This is a genomic window from Amycolatopsis melonis (genome assembly GCF_040064235.1).
GTDB classification, from domain to species: domain Bacteria; phylum Actinomycetota; class Actinomycetes; order Mycobacteriales; family Pseudonocardiaceae; genus Amycolatopsis; species Amycolatopsis melonis.
In genome coordinates, this window is sequence record NZ_JBDZYD010000003.1 from 460,375 (window position 1) to 481,242 (window position 20,868).

Annotated in this window: 23 protein-coding genes; 15 read left to right on the forward strand and 8 right to left on the reverse strand. The window is 68.9% G+C overall.

Annotated features, from left to right (window positions below; genetic code table 11):
* The first annotated feature begins 3 nt into the window (after positions 1-3).
* Both ABJI51_RS10140 and ABJI51_RS10145 read left to right on the forward strand, forming a co-directional pair.
* Positions 4-951 carry an alpha-E domain-containing protein gene (locus ABJI51_RS10140; protein ID WP_348949478.1) on the forward strand — a complete coding sequence of 316 codons (948 nt, stop codon included), beginning with the start codon at positions 4-6 and terminating at the stop codon, positions 949-951.
* A complete protein-coding gene (locus ABJI51_RS10145; RefSeq protein ID WP_348949479.1) occupies positions 948-1,790 on the forward strand; it encodes a transglutaminase family protein in 843 nt (280 codons plus the stop codon). The genes ABJI51_RS10140 and ABJI51_RS10145 overlap by 4 nt, the downstream gene beginning before the upstream one ends.
* On the opposite strand, the gene ABJI51_RS10150 is transcribed toward ABJI51_RS10145, so the two are convergent.
* From ABJI51_RS10150 to ABJI51_RS10160, 3 genes are read right to left on the reverse strand one after another with little or no spacing between them, the layout of a single operon-like run.
* Positions 1,787-2,110 carry a hypothetical protein gene (locus ABJI51_RS10150; protein ID WP_348949481.1) on the reverse strand — a complete coding sequence of 108 codons (324 nt, stop codon included), beginning with the start codon at positions 2,108-2,110 and terminating at the stop codon, positions 1,787-1,789. The two genes, ABJI51_RS10145 and ABJI51_RS10150, sit on opposite strands and share 4 nt — an antisense overlap.
* Complete coding sequence (locus ABJI51_RS10155; RefSeq protein WP_348949482.1) at positions 2,110-2,460, reverse strand: hypothetical protein; 351 nt, start codon at positions 2,458-2,460, stop codon at positions 2,110-2,112. Before ABJI51_RS10155 ends, ABJI51_RS10150 begins: the two co-directional genes overlap by 1 nt.
* Before the next feature lie 54 nt (positions 2,461-2,514).
* A complete protein-coding gene (locus tag ABJI51_RS10160; RefSeq protein ID WP_348949484.1) occupies positions 2,515-3,519 on the reverse strand; it encodes a saccharopine dehydrogenase family protein in 1,005 nt (334 codons plus the stop codon).
* Between the two features lie 80 nt (positions 3,520-3,599).
* Between ABJI51_RS10160 and ABJI51_RS10165 the strand changes: the two genes are divergently transcribed.
* Positions 3,600-4,160 (forward strand): TetR/AcrR family transcriptional regulator, encoded by a 561-nt coding sequence (locus ABJI51_RS10165; RefSeq protein ID WP_348949486.1) that lies wholly within the window; start codon positions 3,600-3,602, stop codon positions 4,158-4,160.
* Here ABJI51_RS10165 and ABJI51_RS10170 read toward each other — a convergent pair.
* Positions 4,157-5,578 carry a M20/M25/M40 family metallo-hydrolase gene (locus tag ABJI51_RS10170; RefSeq protein WP_348949488.1) on the reverse strand — a complete coding sequence of 474 codons (1,422 nt, stop codon included), beginning with the start codon at positions 5,576-5,578 and terminating at the stop codon, positions 4,157-4,159. The genes ABJI51_RS10165 and ABJI51_RS10170 overlap by 4 nt on opposite strands.
* Positions 5,579-5,950: 372 nt before the next feature.
* On the opposite strand from ABJI51_RS10170, the gene pdhA reads away from it, so the two are divergent.
* Genes pdhA through ABJI51_RS10185 form a run of 3 tightly spaced genes read left to right on the forward strand, consistent with a single transcriptional unit; the run spans position 5,951 to position 9,451 of the window.
* Positions 5,951-7,156 carry a pyruvate dehydrogenase (acetyl-transferring) E1 component subunit alpha gene (pdhA, locus tag ABJI51_RS10175; RefSeq protein ID WP_348949490.1) on the forward strand — a complete coding sequence of 402 codons (1,206 nt, stop codon included), beginning with the start codon at positions 5,951-5,953 and terminating at the stop codon, positions 7,154-7,156.
* On the forward strand, positions 7,156-8,148 hold the full coding sequence (locus tag ABJI51_RS10180) for an alpha-ketoacid dehydrogenase subunit beta (RefSeq protein ID WP_348949491.1): 993 nt from the start codon (positions 7,156-7,158) through the stop codon (positions 8,146-8,148). The genes pdhA and ABJI51_RS10180 overlap by 1 nt, the downstream gene beginning before the upstream one ends.
* 16 nt (positions 8,149-8,164) lie before the next feature.
* A complete protein-coding gene (locus ABJI51_RS10185) occupies positions 8,165-9,451 on the forward strand; it encodes a dihydrolipoamide acetyltransferase family protein (RefSeq protein ID WP_348949493.1) in 1,287 nt (428 codons plus the stop codon).
* Positions 9,452-9,485: 34 nt separating this feature from the next.
* Here ABJI51_RS10185 and ABJI51_RS10190 read toward each other — a convergent pair whose 3' ends face one another.
* Positions 9,486-9,779, reverse strand: a complete 294-nt coding sequence (locus tag ABJI51_RS10190; protein WP_348949494.1) for a DUF6191 domain-containing protein — start codon at positions 9,777-9,779, stop codon at positions 9,486-9,488.
* 95 nt (positions 9,780-9,874) lie between these two features.
* Between ABJI51_RS10190 and ABJI51_RS10195 the strand changes: the two genes are divergently transcribed.
* The 3 genes from ABJI51_RS10195 to ABJI51_RS10205 all read left to right on the forward strand — a co-directional run bounded on the left by ABJI51_RS10195 (position 9,875) and on the right by ABJI51_RS10205 (position 13,062).
* The gene (locus tag ABJI51_RS10195) at positions 9,875-10,465 is read left to right on the forward strand and encodes a TetR/AcrR family transcriptional regulator (RefSeq protein ID WP_348949808.1); all 591 of its coding nucleotides are present in this window, start codon (positions 9,875-9,877) and stop codon (positions 10,463-10,465) included.
* Between the two features lie 68 nt (positions 10,466-10,533).
* Entirely contained in the window at positions 10,534-12,432 is a 1,899-nt protein-coding gene (locus ABJI51_RS10200; RefSeq protein WP_348949810.1) for an ABC transporter ATP-binding protein, read from the forward strand.
* A gap of 45 nt (positions 12,433-12,477) precedes the next feature.
* Positions 12,478-13,062 (forward strand): hypothetical protein, encoded by a 585-nt coding sequence (locus ABJI51_RS10205; RefSeq protein WP_348949496.1) that lies wholly within the window; start codon positions 12,478-12,480, stop codon positions 13,060-13,062.
* Here ABJI51_RS10205 and ABJI51_RS10210 read toward each other — a convergent pair.
* The 3 genes from ABJI51_RS10210 to ABJI51_RS10220 form a co-directional block, all read right to left on the reverse strand.
* Entirely contained in the window at positions 13,059-13,652 is a 594-nt protein-coding gene (locus ABJI51_RS10210) for a DUF3558 domain-containing protein (RefSeq protein ID WP_348949498.1), read from the reverse strand. The genes ABJI51_RS10205 and ABJI51_RS10210 overlap by 4 nt on opposite strands.
* Positions 13,652-14,107, reverse strand: a complete 456-nt coding sequence (locus ABJI51_RS10215; RefSeq protein WP_348949500.1) for a hypothetical protein — start codon at positions 14,105-14,107, stop codon at positions 13,652-13,654. Before ABJI51_RS10215 ends, ABJI51_RS10210 begins: the two co-directional genes overlap by 1 nt.
* A 129-nt stretch (positions 14,108-14,236) precedes the next feature.
* Positions 14,237-15,136 carry a quinone oxidoreductase family protein gene (locus ABJI51_RS10220; RefSeq protein ID WP_348949501.1) on the reverse strand — a complete coding sequence of 300 codons (900 nt, stop codon included), beginning with the start codon at positions 15,134-15,136 and terminating at the stop codon, positions 14,237-14,239.
* An 82-nt stretch (positions 15,137-15,218) separates the two neighbouring features.
* On the opposite strand from ABJI51_RS10220, the gene ABJI51_RS10225 reads away from it, so the two are divergent.
* From ABJI51_RS10225 to ABJI51_RS10250, 6 genes are all read left to right on the forward strand, one after another.
* A complete protein-coding gene (locus tag ABJI51_RS10225) occupies positions 15,219-15,770 on the forward strand; it encodes a TetR/AcrR family transcriptional regulator (protein ID WP_348949503.1) in 552 nt (183 codons plus the stop codon).
* A gap of 47 nt (positions 15,771-15,817) precedes the next feature.
* Positions 15,818-16,276 carry an FxsA family protein gene (locus tag ABJI51_RS10230; protein ID WP_348949505.1) on the forward strand — a complete coding sequence of 153 codons (459 nt, stop codon included), beginning with the start codon at positions 15,818-15,820 and terminating at the stop codon, positions 16,274-16,276.
* A gap of 85 nt (positions 16,277-16,361) precedes the next feature.
* Entirely contained in the window at positions 16,362-16,781 is a 420-nt protein-coding gene (locus tag ABJI51_RS10235) for a very short patch repair endonuclease (RefSeq protein ID WP_348949507.1), read from the forward strand.
* Between the two features lie 120 nt (positions 16,782-16,901).
* Positions 16,902-18,995 carry a helix-turn-helix transcriptional regulator gene (locus ABJI51_RS10240; RefSeq protein ID WP_348949508.1) on the forward strand — a complete coding sequence of 698 codons (2,094 nt, stop codon included), beginning with the start codon at positions 16,902-16,904 and terminating at the stop codon, positions 18,993-18,995.
* Positions 18,992-19,972: a hypothetical protein gene (locus ABJI51_RS10245; protein WP_348949510.1), complete on the forward strand. Its 981-nt coding sequence runs from the start codon at positions 18,992-18,994 to the stop codon at positions 19,970-19,972. The genes ABJI51_RS10240 and ABJI51_RS10245 overlap by 4 nt, the downstream gene beginning before the upstream one ends.
* Positions 19,969-20,862, forward strand: coding sequence for a DUF6339 family protein (locus ABJI51_RS10250; RefSeq protein WP_348949512.1), 894 nt, complete (start codon positions 19,969-19,971; stop codon positions 20,860-20,862). The genes ABJI51_RS10245 and ABJI51_RS10250 overlap by 4 nt, the downstream gene beginning before the upstream one ends.
* The last annotated feature ends 6 nt before the right edge of the window (positions 20,863-20,868 follow it).

The window sequence follows — 20,868 nt, forward strand, 5'->3', positions numbered from 1 at the left end:
CGCATGCTGGCACGCAACGCGGAGTCGCTGTACTGGATCGGCCGGTACGTCGAACGCGCCGACGACACCTCCCGCATCCTCAACGTCTCGGTCCACCAGCTGCTGGAGGACGCGACCGTGGACCCCGACCACGCGAGCCGCCAGCTGCTGGCCGTCCTGGGCATCGACCCGGCAGGCACGGAGTCGCTCGACGTGTGGAAGCTGACCGAGCTGGTCGCGTACGCGAAGGACAACCCGTCGTCGATCGTCGGCTCGATCAACTCGGCCCGCGAGAACACCCGCGGCGCCCGCGAGGTCGTCTCGACCGAGCTGTGGGAATGCCTGAACGCGACGTGGAACGCGGTGCCCGACCGGCAGCGCTACGCCCGCCGCGCCGGGCCGCACGCGTTTCTGTCCTTTGTGGAGGAACGCGCGGCGATGTTCGCGGGACTGGCCGACTCGACGATGAGCCGCGACGACGGCTGGCTGTTCATGGTGCTCGGCCGGTCGATCGAACGCGCCGACATGGTGGTGCGGCTGCTGCTTTCGCGGGTCGCCGACCGCGCGTCGTCGCCGGGCTGGATCACGGTGCTGCGCTCGGCCGGCGCGCAGGACACCTACCTGCGGACGTATCGCGGCGCGCTGGACGCGGGCCGCGTCGTGCAGTTCCTGTTGCGGGACACGCTGTTCCCGCGTTCGGTGTTCCACGCGCTGCGGCAGGCGGAGGACTGCCTGCAGCGGCTCGACCCGGGCGGCGGCTCGCGCAGCAACGAGAAGTCCGAGGCGCTGCGGCAGCTCGGCCGGGCCCGCAGCGAGCTGGAGTTCCTCCGCCCGTCGGACCTGCTGACCGACCTGCCGCGGCGGCTCGGGGCGTTGCAGACGTCGATCAAGGAAATCGGGGAAGCGGTGTCGTTGCAGTACTTCAGCACGTCCCCGTGGGTGGCGTGGAGCGGTGCGGAGGTTTCGCTGTGACGTGGCAGCTGCGGGTGGCGCACCGGACGGGCTACCGGTACGCGACACCGGCGACGCAGTCGTACAACGAGGCGCGCCTGACCCCGCGTTCGGACCGCCGCCAGACGACGGTGGCGACGCGCATCGAGACGACCCCGGCGACCCGGGCCTACCGGTACACCGACTACTGGGGCACGGTGGTGACGTCGTTCGACCTCCACGCGCCGCACACGGAGTTCACGGTGCTGGCGACCTCGGTGGTCGAGACGGCCGACGAAGCGGAGCCGATCCGCACGGCGACGTGGAAGGACCTCCGTTCCGAGACGGTGATCGACCACCGCACCGAGTACCTGACCCCGACCGCGTACACCCCGCGCGACGTCACGCTGGCCCGCGAGGCACGGGCGCTGCGCCGCGGCCTGGACCCGGCGGAGGCGGTACTGGCGGTCTGCGAGTGGGTCCACCAGCAGCTGAAGTACCAGCCGGGCACGACGGGCGTCCACTCGACGGCCACGGACGCCTGGCAGGCCCGCGAAGGGGTCTGCCAGGACTTCGCGCACGTGACGCTGGTGATGCTGCGGGCGATCGGGATCCCGGCCCGGTACGTGTCGGGCTACCTGCACACGAAGCCGGACGCGAAGCTCGGCGAGGTGGTGGAGGGCGAATCCCACGCCTGGGTCGACGTCTGGACCGGCGGCTGGTGGGCATACGACCCGACGAACGCCATCCCGGTCGGCCCCCGGCACGTGTGGGTGGCGATGGGCCGTGACTACGCGGACGTGGCGCCGTTGAAGGGCATCTTCACCGGGGGCGGACAGTCTACTTTGGACGTCTCGGTCCACCTGACCCGGCTGGCCTAGCTCGCGGTCCGCTCGTCGAGCAGGGCACGCAGGCGGTCGATCGTGGCACGGACGTCGTTCTCCCACTGCTGCGCGCGCTCGTCACCGGCGGACGCGGCATCGAGCTGGGCGATGACCCAGGTCCGGATCAGGGCCGTTGGCTGCACCCCGCGTTCGGCGGCGAGCCGGCGCAGCTCCTCGATCCGGTCGACGGGAATGCGCACGCTGTAGACGGCGGTCGGATTCTTGGACGGCACCCGATGCTGCACCCAGCCGACTTCGGCTCCGGGATCGGCCTCGGCGGCCTCCGCAAGCCGGTCGAGCAGTTCCTTTTCCGTCATCACCGCACCTCCCACAGCCCTCGATACACCTGCCGCACCCGCTTGTCGGCGGGCCAGGCCGTGGCCACGAGCCACACACCGTCCGGCGGGTGACGGTCCGGCAGCAGGATCACCACCAGCAACCGTCCCATCCCGGGCGAGTGTCCGGCCACCCGGATCGACTCACCCGTCCGCGACGACGGATCGCGGCCGACGAGCCGACGGGGATCGAACACGGCCTCCACCGCGTGCTCCGGCGCGATGTCCAGCGCACCCGGGTACCGCAACGACCGCCGGAGGTGCCCGGGATCGGGCACCTCCGTGAACGGCAGGCGTTCGAGCGGGATCCCGTCGTAGAGTTCGCCTTCCACCTCCCGACCGTATTACAGCGTAATACCGATACCCGATCGGGGCAATCCCCAGCCTCAGAGCAGGAAGGTCCCGCCCGCGGCTTCGGCGACGTCCGCGCCGAGGGCCGACGCCGGCGTGTGCGCACCCGGTTTGCCCTCGCCGCGGGCCAGGCGGACTGCCGTTTCGGCGACGACCGCCGCCGTGAAGTCCATGGCTTCGTCCGCGCGGAGCCAGCCTTCGCGCCTTGTGCCGTCGGGCCAGGTGACGACGGCGTGGCCCCACGTGTGCGTTCGGGGGCGGGGTGCCGGCTTCGTCCGGACCGCGGCGAGCCGCCGGATGGTGAACCGGCGTACCGCCGGGATCGACACCAGCCGTCCGAGCAGCGGGAGCACGGCTCGGACCGCCGGTGCGGTCGGGGCCAGTCCGGAAAAGACCGTGACGTCCGGCGTGCCGGACGCGCGCTGGGCGGCGAGCAGCTCGCCCGAGGGGATGCCCGCCACCTTTGCCGTCTCGCCGTCCGGGAGGACGAGGGTGCGTGGCTTCGCGCCGCGAGCCGAGACCGCGGTCATGGCGTCGACGATGCTGGCGGCCAGTGCGACCCCGACGGTCCCGCCCTCGGACGCGACCGACGCCAGCGCGTCGACCTGCACGTGGCTCGGCGTGGCACGGCCCTCGCACAGCTTCGCGACGACGGCCTCGGTGGCCAGGACGCCGAACCCCGCGCCGGTCACGAACGTGCTGCCGCCGGACAGGGCTTCGTCGTGCAGGTCGAGCAGCCGCCGGACCGCGGGCAGGTCCGCGGCCATGTCCACGTAGTGCCCGCCCGGCAGGCAGGCTCGCGCGATCGCCGGGGCCGTGGCGGCGTACTCGCCGATCGTGTTGACGACGACCGCCGGGCGCCGGCGCCGGATCTCCGCCGCGATCGCCGCCGCCCCGTCGGCGACGACGTACTTCGCGCCGGTCGCCGCCAGGCGTTCGCGGTGGCGTCCGACCAGCACGGCCGTCAGGTCACGCGCGGCCAGTTCGGCGGTGATGGCCCGGCCGGTGCGGCCCAGCGCGCCGAGTACCCAGATCTCCATGTCGGCTCCCGTGATGTCTCAGTGTGTCATCACTGAGGCTAGCAGGTGATGACACACTGAGACATCGGTTAGGGTGAGCCGTGGCCAGATGGGATCCCGGAACCGCGGACCGGCTGCGGAAAGCCGCGCTGGAGCTCTACGCCGAGCACGGCTACGACGCCGTCACGATCACGCAGATCGCCGAGCGCGCCGGGATCACGCGCCGCTCGTACTTCCGCTACTTCCCCGACAAGCGCGAAGTCCTCTTCGCGGGCTCGGAACAACTGCCGCCCGCCGTCGGCGAAGCCGTGCTCGCTGCCGAAGAAGGCGAGTCACCGCTGCAGACCGCCCTCACCGCACTGGCCGAGGTCGGAACGCGGGTCACGCAGCTCGTCGACCCCTCTCCCGAACGCCGGGCGATCATCGCGGCCACGCCCGAGCTGCGCGAACGCGAGCGGAGCAAGGCCGCGGCGATCACGGCGACGATCCAGGACGCCCTCGAACGCCGGGGAACGCCGTCCGGGCAGGCGAAAATGGCCGCGCAGGTCGCGACGATCGTCTTCGGCGACGCGTTCGACCGGTGGATCGACGCGGCCGGGAAGCAGGGCTTCCCGGCCTGCCTGGAGACGGCCGCCGCGACCTTGCGCGAAGCCTGTGGCTAGCCGCGGGCGTGCGCGTCCAGGATGTGCGCGACGGCCTCGGTGACCTGCTGCGCGTAGTCCAGGTGCAGCCACTCGTCCGGCACGTGGATGTTCGAGTCGGCCCCGCACGCGCCGGTGACCAGGAACTGCGCGTCCGGGTACTTCCGCGAGAGCAGGCCCATGAACGGGATCGACCCGCCCATGCCGGTCGCGCGGTGCGGGCGGCCGAACACCTCGTCGCTGACCGTGCGCAGCGCGGCGGTCAGCCACGGCGACTCGGTCGGCGCGTTCCAGCCGTCCTCCGCCTGCGGGCTGTCGCCGAAGGTGACCTTCGCGCCGTACGGGACGTCGGTGGTCAGCGCCTTCTTCACGGCTTCGAGCGCCTTTTCGGCGTCGGCCGTCGGCGGAAGCCGGAAGCTCAGCGTCAGGGTGGTGCTCTCGCGCAGGACGTTCCCGGCGTCGGCGGGCTTCGGGAAGCCGTCGGCGCCGATCACCGACAGCGTCGGGCGCCACGCGTTGTTGAGCATCAGCTCCAGCGCGTCCTCGGTGATCACGCGGCCGCCTTCGACCAGCGGGAACGCCTTCGACAGCGCCTCGGGGAAGTCCTGCGAGACGGCCTTCAGCTCCGACAGCCGGTTCGCCGGGACGTCGACCTTCAGTTCGTCGAGCAGCAGTTCGCCGGTCGCGCTGTCCTCGATGCGCTCGAGCAGGTGCCGCAGCACCCGGAACGAGCTGGCGACGACGCCGGACGCGACGCCGGAGTGCTGCGCCGAGGCCAGCAGCTGCACCTTGACGTCGAGGTGCAGCATCCCGCGCAGGCTGGTGACCAGCCACAGCCGCTCGTAGTCGCTGCCGCCCGCGTCGAGGCAGACGACCAGCGACACCTCGCCGATCCGGTCGGCCAGGTGGTCGACGTAGGCGGGCAGGTCGGGGCTGCCGGACTCCTCGCCGGTCTCCAGGAGCAGCACGATGCGGGCGTGCTCGCCGCCGGCCGCGTGCACGGCTTCGATCGCCGTGGTCGCCGCGTAGCCGGAGTAGCCGTCGTCGACCGAGCCGCGGCCGTACAGGCGGCCGTCGCGCAGCACCGGCGTCCACGGGCCGAGGCCTTCGGACCAGCCGCCGACCGGGGGCTGCTTGTCGAGGTGGCCGTACATCAGGACGGTGCCCTTGTCCGCCGCGCCCGGGGTCGCCGGGACGTCGACGAGCAGCACGGGGGTCCGGTCTTCGAGCTGGACGACCTCGATCACCGCGCCCGGCAGATCGCGCCCGGCGATCCACTGGCGGACGTGGTCGACGGCGGCGGCGAGGTGCCCGCTCTTCGCCCACTCGGCGTCGAAGGCCGGGGACAGGGCCGGGATCGCCACCAGCCCGGACAGGCTCGGGATGACGTCGTTGGTCCACGCGGACACGACGGATTCACGCACGGATTTCTGCTCCACGTGGCCCATCGTGCCACGCAGGTACGACAGTGCGGCACGTCACAACGTCGCCTCACGCCTCGTGAGCGTGGAACAGGGTTAGCACACTGTTTCTCACTCACGACCCTGGTGAGCGCGGCGGCCGGGTTCCTACGCTCGTAGGTCCGATACTGGGGCTTCCTAAGGTTTTCCCTGTTCAGGGCCCCTTTCTCAGCAACAAATCAGCAACCGCGTCTCACCAAAGCGGTGACCTTCGTGCCAGGATGTCGGCGTGAACCGTCAACGCCGACGGTGACCGAGCGCTTCGGACCCGATGCGCTGGTCCCCGCCGGTGCAGTCGCTGTGGTCGCCACAAGCGGCCGCCAGAGGCACCGACACCAAGGAGTACAGCGCATGCCGTCCGAACAGTGGACGCACCCGGAGCCTGGAGACGGCCCGGCCGCGGTCGCGGCCCAGCCCTCCCCCGAACAGGTGATCGCCGGATTGCGAGCGACCAGCGAAGGTGGCGCTGAGCTGACTCAGCTGCTCACCCCCGAAGGCGAACGGGTTCCCTCGCCCCAGTTCGACAAGTACGTCGAGGACGTCGACGCCGAAGCCCTGCGCGGCCTGTACCGCGACATGGTGCTGGTACGGCGCGCCGACCGCGAAGCGAACGCCATGCAGCGCCAGGGTCAGCTGGGCATCTGGGTGCCGCTGCTCGGCCAGGAAGCCGCGCAGATCGGCTCCGGCCGCGCCCTCAAGGCGAACGACATGGCGTTCCCCAGCTACCGCGAGCACGGCGTCGCGTACGCGCGCGGGGTCGACATGAAGGACCTGCTGGGCATCTTCCGGTGCACCGACCACAGCGGCTGGGACTACCGGCGGCACGGCTTCCACCCGTACACCATCGTGATCGGCAACCAGGTCCTCAACGCCGCCGGCTACGCGATGGGCCAGAAGTTCGAGGGCAAGGTCGGCGACGACGACGGCGAAGCGACGATCGTCTACTTCGGCGACGGCGCGACTTCGCAGGGTGACGTCCACGAAGGATTCGTCTGGGCCGCGGTCTACGATGCGCCGCTGGTGTTCTTCTGCCAGAACAACCAGTGGGCGATCTCCGAGCCGACCGAGCGCCAGTCGCGCCTGCCGCTGTACCAGCGCGCCCGCGGCTACGGCTTCCCCGGCATCCGCGTCGACGGCAACGACGTCCTGGCCTGCCTCGCGGTGTCGCGCTGGGCGCTGGACGAGTGCCGCCACGGCAACGGACCCGTCCTGATCGAGGCGTTCACCTACCGGATGGACGCGCACACGACGACCGACGACCCCACCCGCTACCGGCTCTCCGACGAGCTGGAGGAGTGGAAGCTCAAGGACCCGATCGAGCGCGTCCGGGCGTACCTGGCCCGCGGCGGCCACGCCGACCAGGCGTTCTTCGACAAGGTCCAGGCCGAGGCGGACACGTTCGCCGCGGACCTGCGCGAGTACACGTTCAACATGCCGGAACCGCCGCCGGAGCGGATCTTCAGCAACGTCTACGCCGAGGGCAACCCGGTGCTGGAGGCGCAGCGCGAAGAGTTCCTGTCCTACCTCGACGGTTTCGTCTCGGCGGGTGAGCACTGATGAGCGACATCCAGAAACTCACCATCGGCAAGGCGCTCAACCTCGGCCTGCGCCGGGCGATGGAGGAGGACCCGAAGGTCCTGATCATGGGCGAGGACGTCGGCAAGCTCGGCGGCGTCTTCCGGATCACCGACGGCCTGCAGAAGGACTTCGGCGAGCAGCGCGTGCTGGACACGCCGCTGGCGGAGTCGGGCATCATCGGCACCGCGGTCGGCCTGGCCGTGCGTGGGTTCCGGCCGGTGTGCGAGATCCAGTTCGAGGGCTTCATCTTCCCCGGCTTCGACCAGATCTCCTCGCAGCTGGCGAAGCTGCACTACCGGACGCAGGGCAAGATCAAGATGCCGGTCGTGATCCGGGTGCCGTTCGGCGGCGGGATCGGCGCGGTCGAGCACCACTCGGAGTCGCCGGAGTCGCTGTTCGCGCACATCCCCGGCCTGAAGGTCGTGTCGATCTCGAACGCCGTCGACGCCTACTGGGGCATCCAGCAGGCGATCAAGTCCGACGACCCGGTGCTGTTCTTCGAGCCGAAGCGGCTCTACCACTCGGGCGCGATGCGCGCGGAGATCGACACCGACGGCACGCCGGTTTCGTGCTTCTCCTCGCAGGTCGTGCGCGAAGGCACGACGGCGACGGTCGTCGCGTACGGCCCTTCGGTGAAGGTCGCCCTCGACGCGGCCGCCGCGGCCGAGGACGAGGGCCACTCGCTGGAGGTCATCGACCTGCGCACGCTTTCGCCGCTGGACCTCGGCCCGGTGTTCGAGTCGGTACGCAAGACCGGACGGCTGATCGCGCTGTCGGAGGCGCCGTCGGAGTCGTCGCTGACGTCGGAGATCGCGGCGCGCGTCCAGCAGGAGTGCTTCTACTCGCTGGAAGCGCCGGTCCTCCGGGTGACCGGGTTCGACACGCCGTACCCGCCGGCCAAGCTCGAGGAGCACTACCTCCCCGACCTGGACCGGGTACTGCACGCCGTCGACCGCTCGCTCGCCTGGTAAGGGGGATTTCCGCGCAATGCCCACGTACAAACAGTTCCCCTTGGCCGACACGGCGGAGGGGCTGACCGAAGCCGACATCCTGACCTGGCACGTGAAGCCGGGCGACACCGTGACGGTGAACCAGATCGTGGTCGAGATCGAGACCGCGAAGGCCGCCGTCGAGCTGCCGATCCCGTGGGCCGGGGTCGTCACGGAACTGCACGTCGAGCCGGGGCAGACGGTGGAGGTCGGCACGCCGATCCTCACCATCGACGTCGACCCGGACGGTGCCGCGGCTCCTGCTCCCGCTTCTCCGGCTCCGGCCGAGGAAGAGGAGATGAAGCCGCTGGTCGGGTACGGCTCCAAGACCGTCGTCACGCAGCGGCGTGCCCGCAAGGGCTCGGAACCCGCTCCGGCCGCTGCCGCTCCTCCGGCGCCTGCTCCGGCTGCTCCTCGCGGTGGGTACGTCCCGCTGGCGAAGCCGCCGGTGCGGAAGCTCGCGAAGGATCTCGGCGTCGACCTGCACTCCCTGACCGGGAGCGCGGACGGCGGCGTCATCACCCGTGAGGACGTCGAGCGTGCCGCCAACGGCACCCCGGTCGTCAAGTCCGTTGTGGACAGTGGAGCGCGCGAACGGCGCGTCCCGATCAAGGGCGTCCGCAAGGCGACCGCGGCCGCGATGGTGCAGAGCGCGTACACCGCTCCGCACGTCACGGAGTTCCTGACCATCGACGTCACGCCGATGATGGAGTTCCGCGAGAAGCTGAAGCAGTCGCGGGAGTTCGCCGGGGTCAAGATCACGCCGCTGGCGTTCGCGGCGAAGGCCGTGTGCCTGGCGGCGAAGCGCACTCCGGACGTCAACGCGGTGTGGGACGAGGAAGCGCAGGAGATCGTCTACAAGGACTACGTGCACCTCGGGATCGCGGCGGCGACGCCGCGCGGCCTGATCGTGCCCAAGGTCCGTGACGCCGACTCGATGTCGCTGAAGGAGCTGGCCCAGGCACTGACGCAGCTCACCGAGACGGCCCGCGAAGGCAAGACCCCGCCGGCGGGCATGCTGAACGGCACGATCACGATCACCAACGTGGGCGTGTTCGGCGTCGACACGGGAACGCCGATCATCAACCCTGGCGAGTCCGCGATCCTGTGCCTCGGCGCGATCAAGGACCAGCCGTGGGTGGTGGACGGCGAGATCAAGGTCCGCAAGGTGCTCCAGCTGTCGCTGAGCTTCGACCACCGAGTGGTCGACGGCCAGCAGGGCTCGGAGTTCCTGGCCGACGTCGGCGCACTGCTCGCCGACCCGGCCATGGCCATGACGTACTGAGTTTCCGCAGGTGAGGGCCGCTTTCGAGCGGCCCTCACCGCTTGCGGAAGACGATCTTCCCGGCGTCGAGGTCGACGCTGGTGCGGGGCGGGGCGCCGTCGGCTTCGTCGTCGACCAGCATCAGCTGGACCTGGCGCTGTTCCAGCTCGTGGTGCTTGGTGCCGCCGAGGATCGCCTCGACCTCCTCGGTCGCGATCCCGGACGCCATGCGCGAGCCGTCGCCGCGGCGGTGCCACGGCAGGAACCGGCGGCCCCAGACCTCGAAGACGGCCAGCAGGAACAGCAGCACGACCAGGATCGGGAAAGCCATCGCCCAGAGCACGCCCATGGCGCCAACCTATACCCGTTTGACGGAGTGAGCACTCACTCCGCACACTGGAGGGCATGACACCAGCATCCGAAACCCGGCGAAGAGCGCCGGGCATGAGCGTCGAGGCGCGGCGCGCGATGATCGTCCACGCGGTGCTGCCGCTGCTGATGGAGCACGGCGCGAACGTGACGACCGCCCAGATCGCCCGCGCGGCCGGCATCGGCGAGGGCACCATCTTCCGCGCCTTCAAGGACAAGGACGAGCTGTTCGACGCCTGCACCGCCGAAGCGCTGCGGCCGGACCACGTGCTCGACGCGATCGCCGAAATCCCCCTGGACCAGCCGCTCGAGGACCGGCTCGTCGAGGCGGCCGAGGCACTCGGCGCGCACCTGGAGCGGATGGGGGCGCTGATGGGCGCGCTGCACGCGTCCGGACGGCACAAGCTGCGCGACCCCGAGCAGCGGCTCAAGGACCGCCGCGCCTCCTGGAAGGGCGGGCGGCGCGAGTCGATGGCCGCCATGCGCGGGGCGATGGTCGAGCTGTTCACGCCCGAGAAGGACCGGCTGCGGCTGCCGCCCGAGCAGCTCGCGTCGCTGTTCCTGGCCCTGCTCTTCGGCGGCCGCGGGCTGGCGGCGGACGGCGACGCGCCCACCACGCGCCAGGTGGTCGACGTCTTCCTGCACGGCGCCGTGGAGGCCAAGTGATCCCGGGCGGTGGGGGCGGCCTCGAATTCGCGCTGAGCAGGCGCGGACGGCGGCGGCACGCCGTGTCGGTGCCCGAAAGCGGGCTGACCGGGCCGGTCGACATTCCGGATCCGAAGCCGGAAGACCAGCCGAAGGACCTGCGATCGCGGCTGAAGCGCGCGAAGACGTCGGTGGCGGGCACCGTCCGCGGCCTGCCGAAGGTGGCCAGGCTGACGTGGCAGGCCAGCCCGGCCCTGACGATCATGCTGGCGCTGATCACGCTGCTGTCGGGCCTCCTGCCGACCGTGACCGCGTACGTCGCGAAGCTGCTGCTCGACTCCGTCGTCGCGGCGATCCAGCACCGCGGTACGACGGGCGACATCGTCGACGTGGCGCTGTTCCAGTTCGGCGTCCTGGCCGCGACCGCGATCAGCAGCGCGCTGACGTCGATCGCGCAGTCGCTGCTGCAGGAACGCATGACGCTGACCATCCGCCACCAGGTGATGGCGCACGCGAGCGAGCTGCACCTGGCGTACTTCGAGGGTTCGGCGTCCTACGACATGCTGCGCCAGGCGGCGCAGGAGGCACCGACGCGGCCGCTGTCGATGATGACGTCCGCGCTGGGGCTCGTGCGGACGCTCATCACGTTCGGCAGCATGATCGCGCTGCTCGTGGCGATCAGCCCGGTGCTGGCGCTGGTCGCGCTGGTGGCGCCGATCCCGGCGTTCATCTCGCAGTCCAAGTACGGCTCGCGCGCGTTCTGGCTGACGTTCCTGATGTCGCCGATCAAGCGCCGGATGGACTATCTGTCCTCTTTGGTCACGACGGACACGTATGCCAAGGAGACGAAGCTGTTCGGGCTCGGCCCGTACTTCGTCGACCGGTTCCGCAGGCTCGGCGCGGTGTCGTACGAGCGGCAGCGGAAGCTGACGGTCAACCGCAACATCAGCTCGACGGCCTGGGGGCTGCTGAGCACGTTCGCGGGTTCGGCGATCGCGTTGTACATCGCGCTGGAGGCGGTCGGCGGCAGGCTGACCCTCGGCGACCTGGCGCTGTACACGGCGGCGGCGACGTCGGTGCAGGCGTCGGTGTCCGGGCTGTTCACGGCGTTTTCGGGGATGTACGAGAACAACCTGTACCTGGACACGCTGTACCGCTTCCTGGACACGAAACCGGAGATCACGCCGCCCGCGGCGCCCCGGCCGCTGCCGTCCACAGTGGAGGGACACATCGAGTTCGACTCGGTGACGTTCAGCTACCCGGGCGCGGAGGAGCCGGCACTGGACAACGTGAGTTTCGAGATCCGCCCTGGCGAGACGGTGGCGGTGGTGGGCCGCAACGGCGCGGGCAAGTCGACGCTGTTCAAGCTGCTCTGCCGGCTGTACGACCCGACGGGCGGCCGCATCCTGCTCGACGGCGTCGACATCCGCGAGTACGACCCGGTCGAGCTGCGCACCAGGATCAGCGCGATGTTCCAGGACTACGTGACGTACCAGGGAACGGCGGCGGAGAACATCGGCCTCGGCGACCTGACCCGCCTGGAGGACCGCCCGCACATCGAGGAGTCGGCCCGCAGGGCGGGCGCGGACGAGCGCATCGAGCGGCTGCCCCAGGGTTACGACAGCCCGCTCGGCCGCTGGTTCGACCAGGGCGTGAGCCTGTCCGGCGGGGAGTGGCAGAAGATCGCTTTGGCGCGGGCGTTCCAGCGCGAGGCGCCGATCCTGATCCTCGACGAACCGACGTCCGCCCTGGACGCCCAAGCCGAGCACGATCTGTTCTCGCGGCTGCGGTCGTTGTCCGAGGGCCGGACGACGCTGTACATCTCGCACCGGTTCTCGACGGTGCGGCAGGCGGAGCGGATCCTGCTGCTGGAGCACGGGAAGGTCGCGGAGTACGGAACGCACGAGGAGCTGATGGCGGCGAAGGCCGGGTACGCCGAGCTGTTCACCCTGCAGGCCCAGGCGTACCTGGACGAGGTCCCGACCTGAGCCGTTTCCGCCACAGACGGGCGGTCGCCCGGCTAAGGTCCGATCATGGGGGACTTCGCGGAGTTCGAGCCGGCACCACCGGTGGAGCTACCGCCGCCGCGCCCACGCTTCTGGACGCGGCGGCGGCTGCTGGTGACCGCCCTCGTCATCGCGGCAACCGTGGCGGCGGTGGTCGTGCTGGCGCGGGAGCCGGGCCCGGGTGAACCGGGCTGGCAGCCACTGGACGGCCAGACCGAGAGCCATTCGAGCACCGGCGAGGCCGGGCTGCAGTTCGCGCAGGTGCTGGAGAACGAGGAAGACACCGACGTCGTGATCGAGTCGGTGCGGGCGGAGGTGCCGCCCGGGCTGAGCGTCAAGGAGGCCGGGCAGCTGCCCCTCGGCTGGCTGACCGAGTACTACTGGCTGACCCCGCCGAAGCTGATCCCCCTGCCGGTCACCGCGCCGGCAGGCCACAAGATCAAGTTCGTGGTCCGGTTCCGCGTGAGCTGCCCACCGGCAACCCCGGCCACCCGAATCCCGTGGCGCCTGTTCCTGACGGTCCGGTCCGGGACGGTGCGACAGGAGGTCGAGGTGGATTCGCTGAAGGACATCGAGCTGGTGGACAGCGCGTTGCCGGAGTTCTGCGGTTAGCTTGTCCCCTTCATGGTCGAGACGGCCAGCTCGGCAGCCTTCTGCGCCACCGGGCACGGATTCGCGTAGTCCTTGGAGTTCCGAGAAATCGTGACCTGGACGCTGTAAAGCCGATCATTACTCACCGCAACTTCAGCTGAACACTTGCCCTGAGGCTGCGCGTCCAGCAAGTCGGTCAGCACACCCGGATACCCCGAAATGTCGGCAACCGGCTGAAAATAGGGAAGACCGCCTTGTTCATGTTTCTTGTAGAGACCGGACAAACTCCCGCTCTTCAGCAGCCGTGCACCCAGAGTCACACCACCCTCGTCGAGTCCGTTCCACATGCAGCTCGGGCCGAGAGCATCTTCAGGCATCGGCCTGGGCTGCCTCGTAATCCCGAAGCCGGCAAGCTGGTCCGAGGTGAATGCAGCGCACGGCTCCTTTTCGAACCGTGAGACGTCCAGTGGCTGTGAGACTTTCGGTACGACGGCAGTGTCACCTTCGGACGGCTCCGAACTGGGCACCGGCGAGGGCTTACCCGCCACGTCGACCGAGCAGCCCGCCAGTAAGAGAGCCAGGCTGACGACCACTGCCGTCTTCGCTCGCATCAAAGACCAGTCTCCATGATGGTGAATACATCCCCCGCCGAGCTGTCGCTGTGCTGGTACTTCGCGATCGCTTTGGTCAGTGAATCCACATAGGCTGCCGCGTAGTTGTACTGATCCTCGATACTGCGTGCGTACAACTCGGCATGGGTCAACGCGGCTCGGTTATGCGTGGTACTCGACTCGTCCGCCGCCGGCGGAACGACATAGCCGAGGTCCGTGGCACGCTGGCGAAGCCAGTCGAGGGTGTCCCGTAGCTCTTGCCACTGCGGCAGCAGGGCTCGCATCTGCTCCACGTCCAGTTTGAACCCGCCGCCGGAACCACTGCTTGCGGCAGCCTGGTCCAACCGCGCCTGAAGCAGCTGCATCTCCCTGGCGTGGATGCCCTTGAACGACGGATCGGCCACCGGCACCCGATAGCCGGCCGCGCCCGTCACCTCTCGTGCGAAATCGGACATGCAGAACTTCCTCCCCGAAGCTCCGTGAGTGCCCGCACACCCTCCGTCAACAGATCAAGCTATCAGACGACGGAGCGAGTCAGTGGTTCCAAGCAGCTCAACGCGTCACCCGGACGGGCGACGGGATTCCTAAGGAACCAGCAGAACCTTGCCGACGCCTTCACGGCTCTCGACGTGCGCGTGCGCGGCGGCCGCGTCGGCGAGGGGGTAGATCCGGTCGATCACCGGGGTCAGGGTGCCGTCCGCGACGAGGTCCAGTGCCTCGTCTCGGGCGGCTGCGACGTCTTTCGCGTAGGCGTCCATGCCGCCGAAGCCGATCAGGGTGAGGCCTCGCGGCGCGAGGTCGGCGACGGAGAAGACCGGGAACTCGCCGCTGAGCAGGCCGTAAGCCAGGATGCGGCCGCGTGGGGCGAGTTTGACGGCTATCTCGGCGGCGCGGGGTCCGCCGATCGACTCGAAGACGACGTCGAGGCCTTCGGGGACGTGCTTCCGCCAGTCGGGGTCGTTGTGGTCGATGTCGGCCTTTCCCTTGCCGGCGGTGGTGATGACCCGGGCACCCTTTCGACCCGCCAGCCGGGCCAGGTAGCCGCCGATGGCCCCTGATGCGGCTTCGACCAGCACGGTTTCGCCGGCTTTGACGTCTGCGGCGTCCATCAACGCGAGCGCCACCGAGGCCGGAACGGCCGCGGCGACGGCCTGCTCGGCGGAGACGGTGCCGGGAACGAGCGTGAACTGGCTCGCGACGACGAACTCGGCGTAGGCACCGCCGGTGAAGGACATGGTCACGACCCGGCGGCCGGTCAGCGCCGGATCGTCCGCCTCGACGATGGTCCCCGCGGCCTCGTGCCCGAAAATCGCGGGCTCACCGGCGGCCCCGAGGAGACCGGACCGCAGCTGGGTTTCGTAGAAGGGCACGGCGATCGCTTCGACGCGGATCAGCACTTCGCCGTCCCCGCGTTCCGGCTTCGGCCGGTCCTCGACCTTGAGCACCTCCGGGCCGCCCGTCCCGTACTGCACGACTGCACGCATTGCATCCCCCAAACTGGACCATCGGTCAACTTACGCCGCCCTACTATATGGACCAGCAGTCAACTTGTCGAGGGAGTGATCCATGGAGCGCGCCGACGCGGCCCGCAACCGCCGGGCGATCCTGCGCGCCACGGAGGAACTGCTGTCGACACACGACTTGTCCCAGGTCTCGATGGACCGCGTCGCGGCGGCGGCCGGCGTCGGCAAGGGAACGGTGTTCCACCGCTTCGGCAACCGCGAGGGCCTGATGCGCGCACTGGTGGAGTCGCGGGTCCAGGAGCTGTCGGACGCGGTGGAGTCGGGCCCGCCCCCGCTGGGCCCGGGCGCCCCCCCGGCCGAGCGCCTGGCGGCGTTCTTCGACGCGGTGATCGAGCTGGCGTCCCGCAACGTGAAGGTGATGGCGGCGTTCGAGCAGGCATCGACGGACCGGCTGAGCAGCCCGATCTACGTGTCGTGGCACGCGCACGTGACGGGTTTGCTGCAGGCGGCGGCACCGTCGTTCGACGCGGACCTGATCGCACACTTGCTGCTGGGCTCGCTGCACAGCGACCTGATGCTGCACCTGCTGCGAACAGGCGAAACCGACCGGCTGGCGGCGGGCCTCCGCTCGATGATCGAGACCCTGCTGCGCTGATCAGAGCGGGCCGGGAGCAAATCGGACAGCTCGTTCGTTGTCCGGGTATGGCTGTCGCGTTCCTGCTCTACGTCTTCGCCGAGATCGCCGCAATCTGGGCGGTGGGCTCGGCCGTCGGCGTGCTCGGCACGCTGGCAATCCTGCTGGCCGGCGCCTTCCTCGGGTCCTGGCTCGCCCGCCGCGAAGGCGGCAAGGCGATGCGGGCGTTCGTGGAATCTGCCCGCGCGGGACGTCCTTCGGAGAAGGAACTGACCGACGGCATGCTGGTCGGGCTCGGTGGGGTGCTGATCCTGGTCCCGGGCTTCGTCAGCGACATCCTCGGCCTGCTGCTGATCCTCCCACCCTCCCGCGCGGTGGCTCGCCGGCTGTGGCTGCGCCGCATGGAGAAGCGCGCCGTGCGGTTCGCCAACCAACGGCGAGGGCCGGTGATGGTGGTGGACAGCGAGGTGGTGAGCGAGCCGAAGACGCAGCCCACCGTCATCGAAGGCCGCGTCATCGAGGGTTGAACCTCACGCCGCGGCAATTGACCGGGCGTCCCCCAACGTCGACGCGAGAAGCGACGATCACGCGGTAGGCCGACAGAATGTCGGCATGAAGCCACTGGACACGACGACCGCAACCCGCGCCCGCATGAGCCGCCAGAAGTCGCGGGACACACAGGTCGAGGTCGCCCTGCGCAAGGCTCTGCACGCGGCCGGGCTGCGCTATCGCGTGCACCGCCGCCCGGTGCCGGCTGTGCGCCGGGAAGCAGACATCGTCTTCGTCGGTGCCAAGGTTGCCGTCTTCGTGGACGGCTGCTTCTGGCACGGATGTCCCGAGCACGCGACCTGGCCGAGGAACAACGCCGAGTTCTGGCGCACGAAGATCGAAGGCAACCGGCAGCGCGACATCGACACGGATTCTCGACTCGCCGAAGCAGGCTGGCTGCCCGTCCGAGTGTGGGAACACGAAGCGGTCGACGTCGCCGCCGAGCGGGTCCGAGCTGCCGTGGACAGCCGCCGGACCAGGTAGGCGGCACTGCCGCCATACAGGGAATTTTGACATGATGCCTCGTGTCAAAATTCAGCATATAGCGTGACTGCCGGTCGGTCTGTTACTGTCGCCGGACACAGTCACGAAAGGGGCACCGAGATGAGCCCACAGCAGGGGGAGCTGTTCGGTTCCTGGTTGGCACGCCAGCTCCGACAGGCCGACATGAGCCAGGCGCAACTCGCGGAGAAGATCCCGATCACCCGCGCCGCGGTCTCCGCTTGGATCAACAACCGTGCCGAACCCCGCCCGGACACGCAGCGCAAGATCGCCGAGATCCTGGGCACCGACCCCGCGTCGATCTACAACCGCACCGATGTGGCGCCGAAGACGCGGCTCACGTGGCAGCACCGGCCGGCGCACATCGACGGCGGTCGCGAGTACGGGAACGCGGCAGCCTTCGCGTTCAAGTCGGACCTCTCGGTTCTCACGCGCGAAGCAACCCAGAACTCTCTCGACGAGCAACACGACAAGGACCGACCGGTCCGCGTCCGCTACACCTTGGAAGAACTGAGCGGCGAGCCTCTCGCCGCCTTCCTCGAAGCGATTCAGTGGTCCGATCTCCGCAAGCACTACGACCAGGCCGCCGCCGCACACCAGAAGGTCTCGCGCAGCCTTCAGGCCGCCCTCGCCGATCTCGACGAAAACAAGACGCTCGTCCTCCTGCGGATCGACGATTACAACGCCTCCGGCCTCACCGGCGACGAGTACGACGACGGGCGGTTTGCCGCCGTGGTCCGACGCCAGCTCGACAGCCACAAGGAGTCGGAGAAGCGGGCGGGTGGGTCTTACGGGATCGGCAAGGTCGTGCTCTGGGCGACGAGCCGGTTCAGCCTGGTCCTGATGAACTCGACGTTGTCCGAGCCGCACGAGGGGCGCACCGAACGACGCGTCATCGGAAGGCTCGACCTGCCATGGCGCGAGGTCGACGGAAAGGCGTACGCAGGGCCCGGCTGGTTCGGCCAACCCGACAGGGAGCTCAGCCCCGAGAAGGTGACCCGATCATGGTGGGCCGATCCGGAGACCGTAGCCGCACTTCACCTGGAGCGTTCCACGAACGAACCAGGCACCTCGTTTCTCATCGTCGGTGCCCACGACGCTTCCGGAGATGCCGAGTCCCTGCAGGAAATGCACGAAAAGCTCGTCAAGTCACTGGCCGACGGTTTCTGGGCGGCGATGGTCGGCGGCAAGAAGGCAGGCCCGGTCCTGGAAGCCAGTGTTGTCACCCTGCGAAACAGCCGGGTCTTCATCGAAGAGGAGCGTGTCGATCCGCGTACTTCCCATGCCGCGTTGACTCGTGCTTTTCAGGCGTACCTGAACGACGAAACGGTCGACGAACTGACGTCGAGCAACCAGGTGGCTCGCGCCAACGTTCGGCTCGTGGTCCCGCCCCGCCGCGGGGGAACGGGCGCCCGGAAGAAAAGCACTGATCACGACGCCGTGCTGCTCGTGACCCCTGCCGACGAAGGAGACGACGAGGCGAACCAGGTCATCTGCATGCGAGGCATGCGGATGACGATCGTCAAGCGACGCCTGCGCGACCTTCCACTGGGTGCAACCCGATTCCACGCGGTACTGCTCGCCGGCGGCGCCACCGAGCGAAACGACGACGATGTCGACCTGGCCGAAGAGTTCCTACGGGCTTCCGAACCACCGGAACACAACCGGTGGGGGGCCACCGAGGAGCTGACGTCCGTCTACGCCAGGGGCGCGCTCCGCCGACTCAGTGAGTTTCGCAGCGAGGTCGATGGCGCGATCCGACGCCTTGTCGGCAATCGGATCACCGGTTCGAGCGAGGGACCCGCGGCGTTGAGGGAGTTGCTCAAACTCGACGGGTTCTCCACCGGAACCCGTGGAGCACAGAGCGTCCCGACCGTACGCAACATCAAGGGACATGTCGACAGTGTCGGAGCGTGGAACGTCTGGGTCGACTTGAAACTCCCCGCTGCCGAGGACCCGTGGTTGCTCAGGCCGATCGCGAAGTTCGGTACCCGATCCGGCGGCGGACTCGCGGTCGCGTGGAGCAAACTCGTTGCGACCGAAAACTGCCGCGAGGAGAACGGGACCATCCTGGTCGAGCCCGGCGTGCGCTCGGCAACGTTCTCCGGCGTCACCGACCCTTCGAGTCATCCCGTTTCGGGCACGCTCGCCAAGCTCTTCGTCGACATCCAGAAGCCCCGCGGAGGTGCGGCTTGAAATCGGTCTTCCCTTACCCAACCCTTTTCGGAGTCGTCGACTTCGAGATCGCCTCCGTGGATGTCGACGGCAGAGACCTCCCGTACGCCCGGATTTCCAAGACCGAGAGAGTGGTGGCGCTCCACAGCTCGGGACGCGACGAGTGGGACTCCGCTCGGTTACGGATCAAGGCGACATTGCCCGCACCCGAAATCGACGAAGGGCCGTGGTCCGACGTCTCGTGCTTGGCGATCCTCACGGAGTCGGCCACCAACGCGCGCAGCACTTCGCGGCTGACCCGCGGCCCCGGCGGCACCTGGCAGGGGACGATCGACTTGGTTCACGTTCACCACCGCACCCGAGCCACCTTGGCCCTGACGGTGGTCGCCGAGGTCGACGGCGTCCCCGGACGCATAATCGGCTCCTCGGAAAAGGACTGGTACGTCGACCTCAAGGCACTGACGCCTCGCCGCGAGGAGGTCGTCAAGATCGAGCAGAGAGACTTCCGCGAGGGGCCCGAAGAGTGGCTGCGGCCCTTCAAGGACTCGTCGTGGATCGTGGAGACCAGCGGCGACCTGCCGACCGTATACCTGAACACCACGGCGGTGGAAGGCCTGACCGACATCCTCGACGGCAAAGGCGGTTCACCGGCGGAAAAGACCCTCCGCGACCTGACCTCGAGCCAGATCGCCCAGGGAGTATGGACGGCGATGTTCCACGCCTCGATCGGCGAACTCGACGTCGACGACGAAGGCATGCCGATCCTGCCCGGCGGCTGGCGCGAATCCGTCCTCCGCATGATGTTGCCGGACGTGATGCCCGGCAGGCAGATCACCGACGCGCTCGCCGACATCGCCGACCGACGCAAGAGCGGCTCGGGCTGGTCGGAACTCCAGACGAACATCCAGTACGCGGCAGGCAAACGCAGCCAGGCAACCAAGAAGCTGACCGGTGCGGTACGAGCCTTCCACCGCGCGGAGAGGAGCGACGACCGATGAGTCCGGCACCCAAGGTGGACTGCCCCGCGGTCCTCGGCTTCTTGCCCAACGCCGCCGTGGCCAAGTATCTCACTCGCGGCATCCAGGCAGGACAGGAAAACCCGCCGCAAATGGCGCTCCGGAAGGCCGCCATCGCGCTTCCCGAAAACGAGCCCCGATGGCGCACAGAACCTGTACGCGAACTGCTCGAGGACGCGATGGAGCGCTTCGAGGATCGTCCGATCGAAGTCGATGCCTGGCTTGCCCCCAGGTTGCACGCGACATTGCGGATGACTCGCGCGGAGGCTGCCGAAAGAGGGCTGTGGAACTACATCGCCCTGCTCGTCGCACCGGACTATGTGGTGTGGCGGCACAAGGGGAGTGAGATAGCGCAGGCCTCCCGGTTCAGCGGGCGGAACGACTTGCAGGCGTTCGCCCGGCTGTGGTGGGCCGCGGAGCTGTTCCGAGACGGCGCCGACTACAGGCCGGTGGAAACCGTCTTCGCGTACCAGGACATCGTGAACAGCATCATGCGGTCCGGCTTGGTCGATCATCGTCCGACCGCGGCGGCGATGATCCGTGTGATCCAAAAACTGATCGACGAGAAGGCCACCAATATCTCGGATCGCGTCAACGCGCTGTACCGAGCACTGAACGTGGCAGGCAGCACGTTGATGTTCGAAGTCCTTGCGCCGGAGAAGCAGGCCGACAGCGACGCACTCCGCAATTGGATCGCCGAGTCGGCCGAGGTTGCCGCGGTTCAGCCGAATCAACTTCCGGACGGTCCCGATGACGGTGCGGTCGAGCGGAGTTCTGTGGACGAACTCGTTCCGCTCCTCGAGAAGTTCCTCGCCGAGGCACCACTCCGAGTCAGGAACAAACAGAAGACCGATTCGAATTCAACTACTTGAACGAGG

Excerpts from the sequence above, each read along its gene's own strand:
- ABJI51_RS10140 (WP_348949478.1), top strand. The coding sequence starts at position 4 with ATGCTGGCACGCAACGCGGAGTCGCTGTACTGGATCGGCCGGTACGTC.
- ABJI51_RS10240 (WP_348949508.1), top strand. The coding sequence starts at position 16,902 with ATGAGCCCACAGCAGGGGGAGCTGTTCGGTTCCTGGTTGGCACGCCAG.
- ABJI51_RS10205 (WP_348949496.1), top strand. The coding sequence starts at position 12,478 with ATGGGGGACTTCGCGGAGTTCGAGCCGGCACCACCGGTGGAGCTACCG.
- pdhA (WP_348949490.1), top strand. The coding sequence starts at position 5,951 with ATGCCGTCCGAACAGTGGACGCACCCGGAGCCTGGAGACGGCCCGGCC.
- ABJI51_RS10160 (WP_348949484.1), bottom strand. The coding sequence starts at position 3,519 with ATGGAGATCTGGGTACTCGGCGCGCTGGGCCGCACCGGCCGGGCCATC.
- ABJI51_RS10190 (WP_348949494.1), bottom strand. The coding sequence starts at position 9,779 with ATGGGCGTGCTCTGGGCGATGGCTTTCCCGATCCTGGTCGTGCTGCTG.
- ABJI51_RS10210 (WP_348949498.1), bottom strand. The coding sequence starts at position 13,652 with ATGCGAGCGAAGACGGCAGTGGTCGTCAGCCTGGCTCTCTTACTGGCG.
- ABJI51_RS10195 (WP_348949808.1), top strand. The coding sequence starts at position 9,875 with ATGAGCGTCGAGGCGCGGCGCGCGATGATCGTCCACGCGGTGCTGCCG.
- ABJI51_RS10180 (WP_348949491.1), top strand. The coding sequence starts at position 7,156 with ATGAGCGACATCCAGAAACTCACCATCGGCAAGGCGCTCAACCTCGGC.
- ABJI51_RS10225 (WP_348949503.1), top strand. The coding sequence starts at position 15,219 with ATGGAGCGCGCCGACGCGGCCCGCAACCGCCGGGCGATCCTGCGCGCC.
- ABJI51_RS10185 (WP_348949493.1), top strand. The coding sequence starts at position 8,165 with ATGCCCACGTACAAACAGTTCCCCTTGGCCGACACGGCGGAGGGGCTG.
- ABJI51_RS10235 (WP_348949507.1), top strand. The coding sequence starts at position 16,362 with ATGAAGCCACTGGACACGACGACCGCAACCCGCGCCCGCATGAGCCGC.
- ABJI51_RS10250 (WP_348949512.1), top strand. The coding sequence starts at position 19,969 with ATGAGTCCGGCACCCAAGGTGGACTGCCCCGCGGTCCTCGGCTTCTTG.
- ABJI51_RS10220 (WP_348949501.1), bottom strand. The coding sequence starts at position 15,136 with ATGCGTGCAGTCGTGCAGTACGGGACGGGCGGCCCGGAGGTGCTCAAG.
- ABJI51_RS10215 (WP_348949500.1), bottom strand. The coding sequence starts at position 14,107 with ATGTCCGATTTCGCACGAGAGGTGACGGGCGCGGCCGGCTATCGGGTG.
- ABJI51_RS10230 (WP_348949505.1), top strand. The coding sequence starts at position 15,818 with ATGGCTGTCGCGTTCCTGCTCTACGTCTTCGCCGAGATCGCCGCAATC.
- ABJI51_RS10150 (WP_348949481.1), bottom strand. The coding sequence starts at position 2,110 with ATGACGGAAAAGGAACTGCTCGACCGGCTTGCGGAGGCCGCCGAGGCC.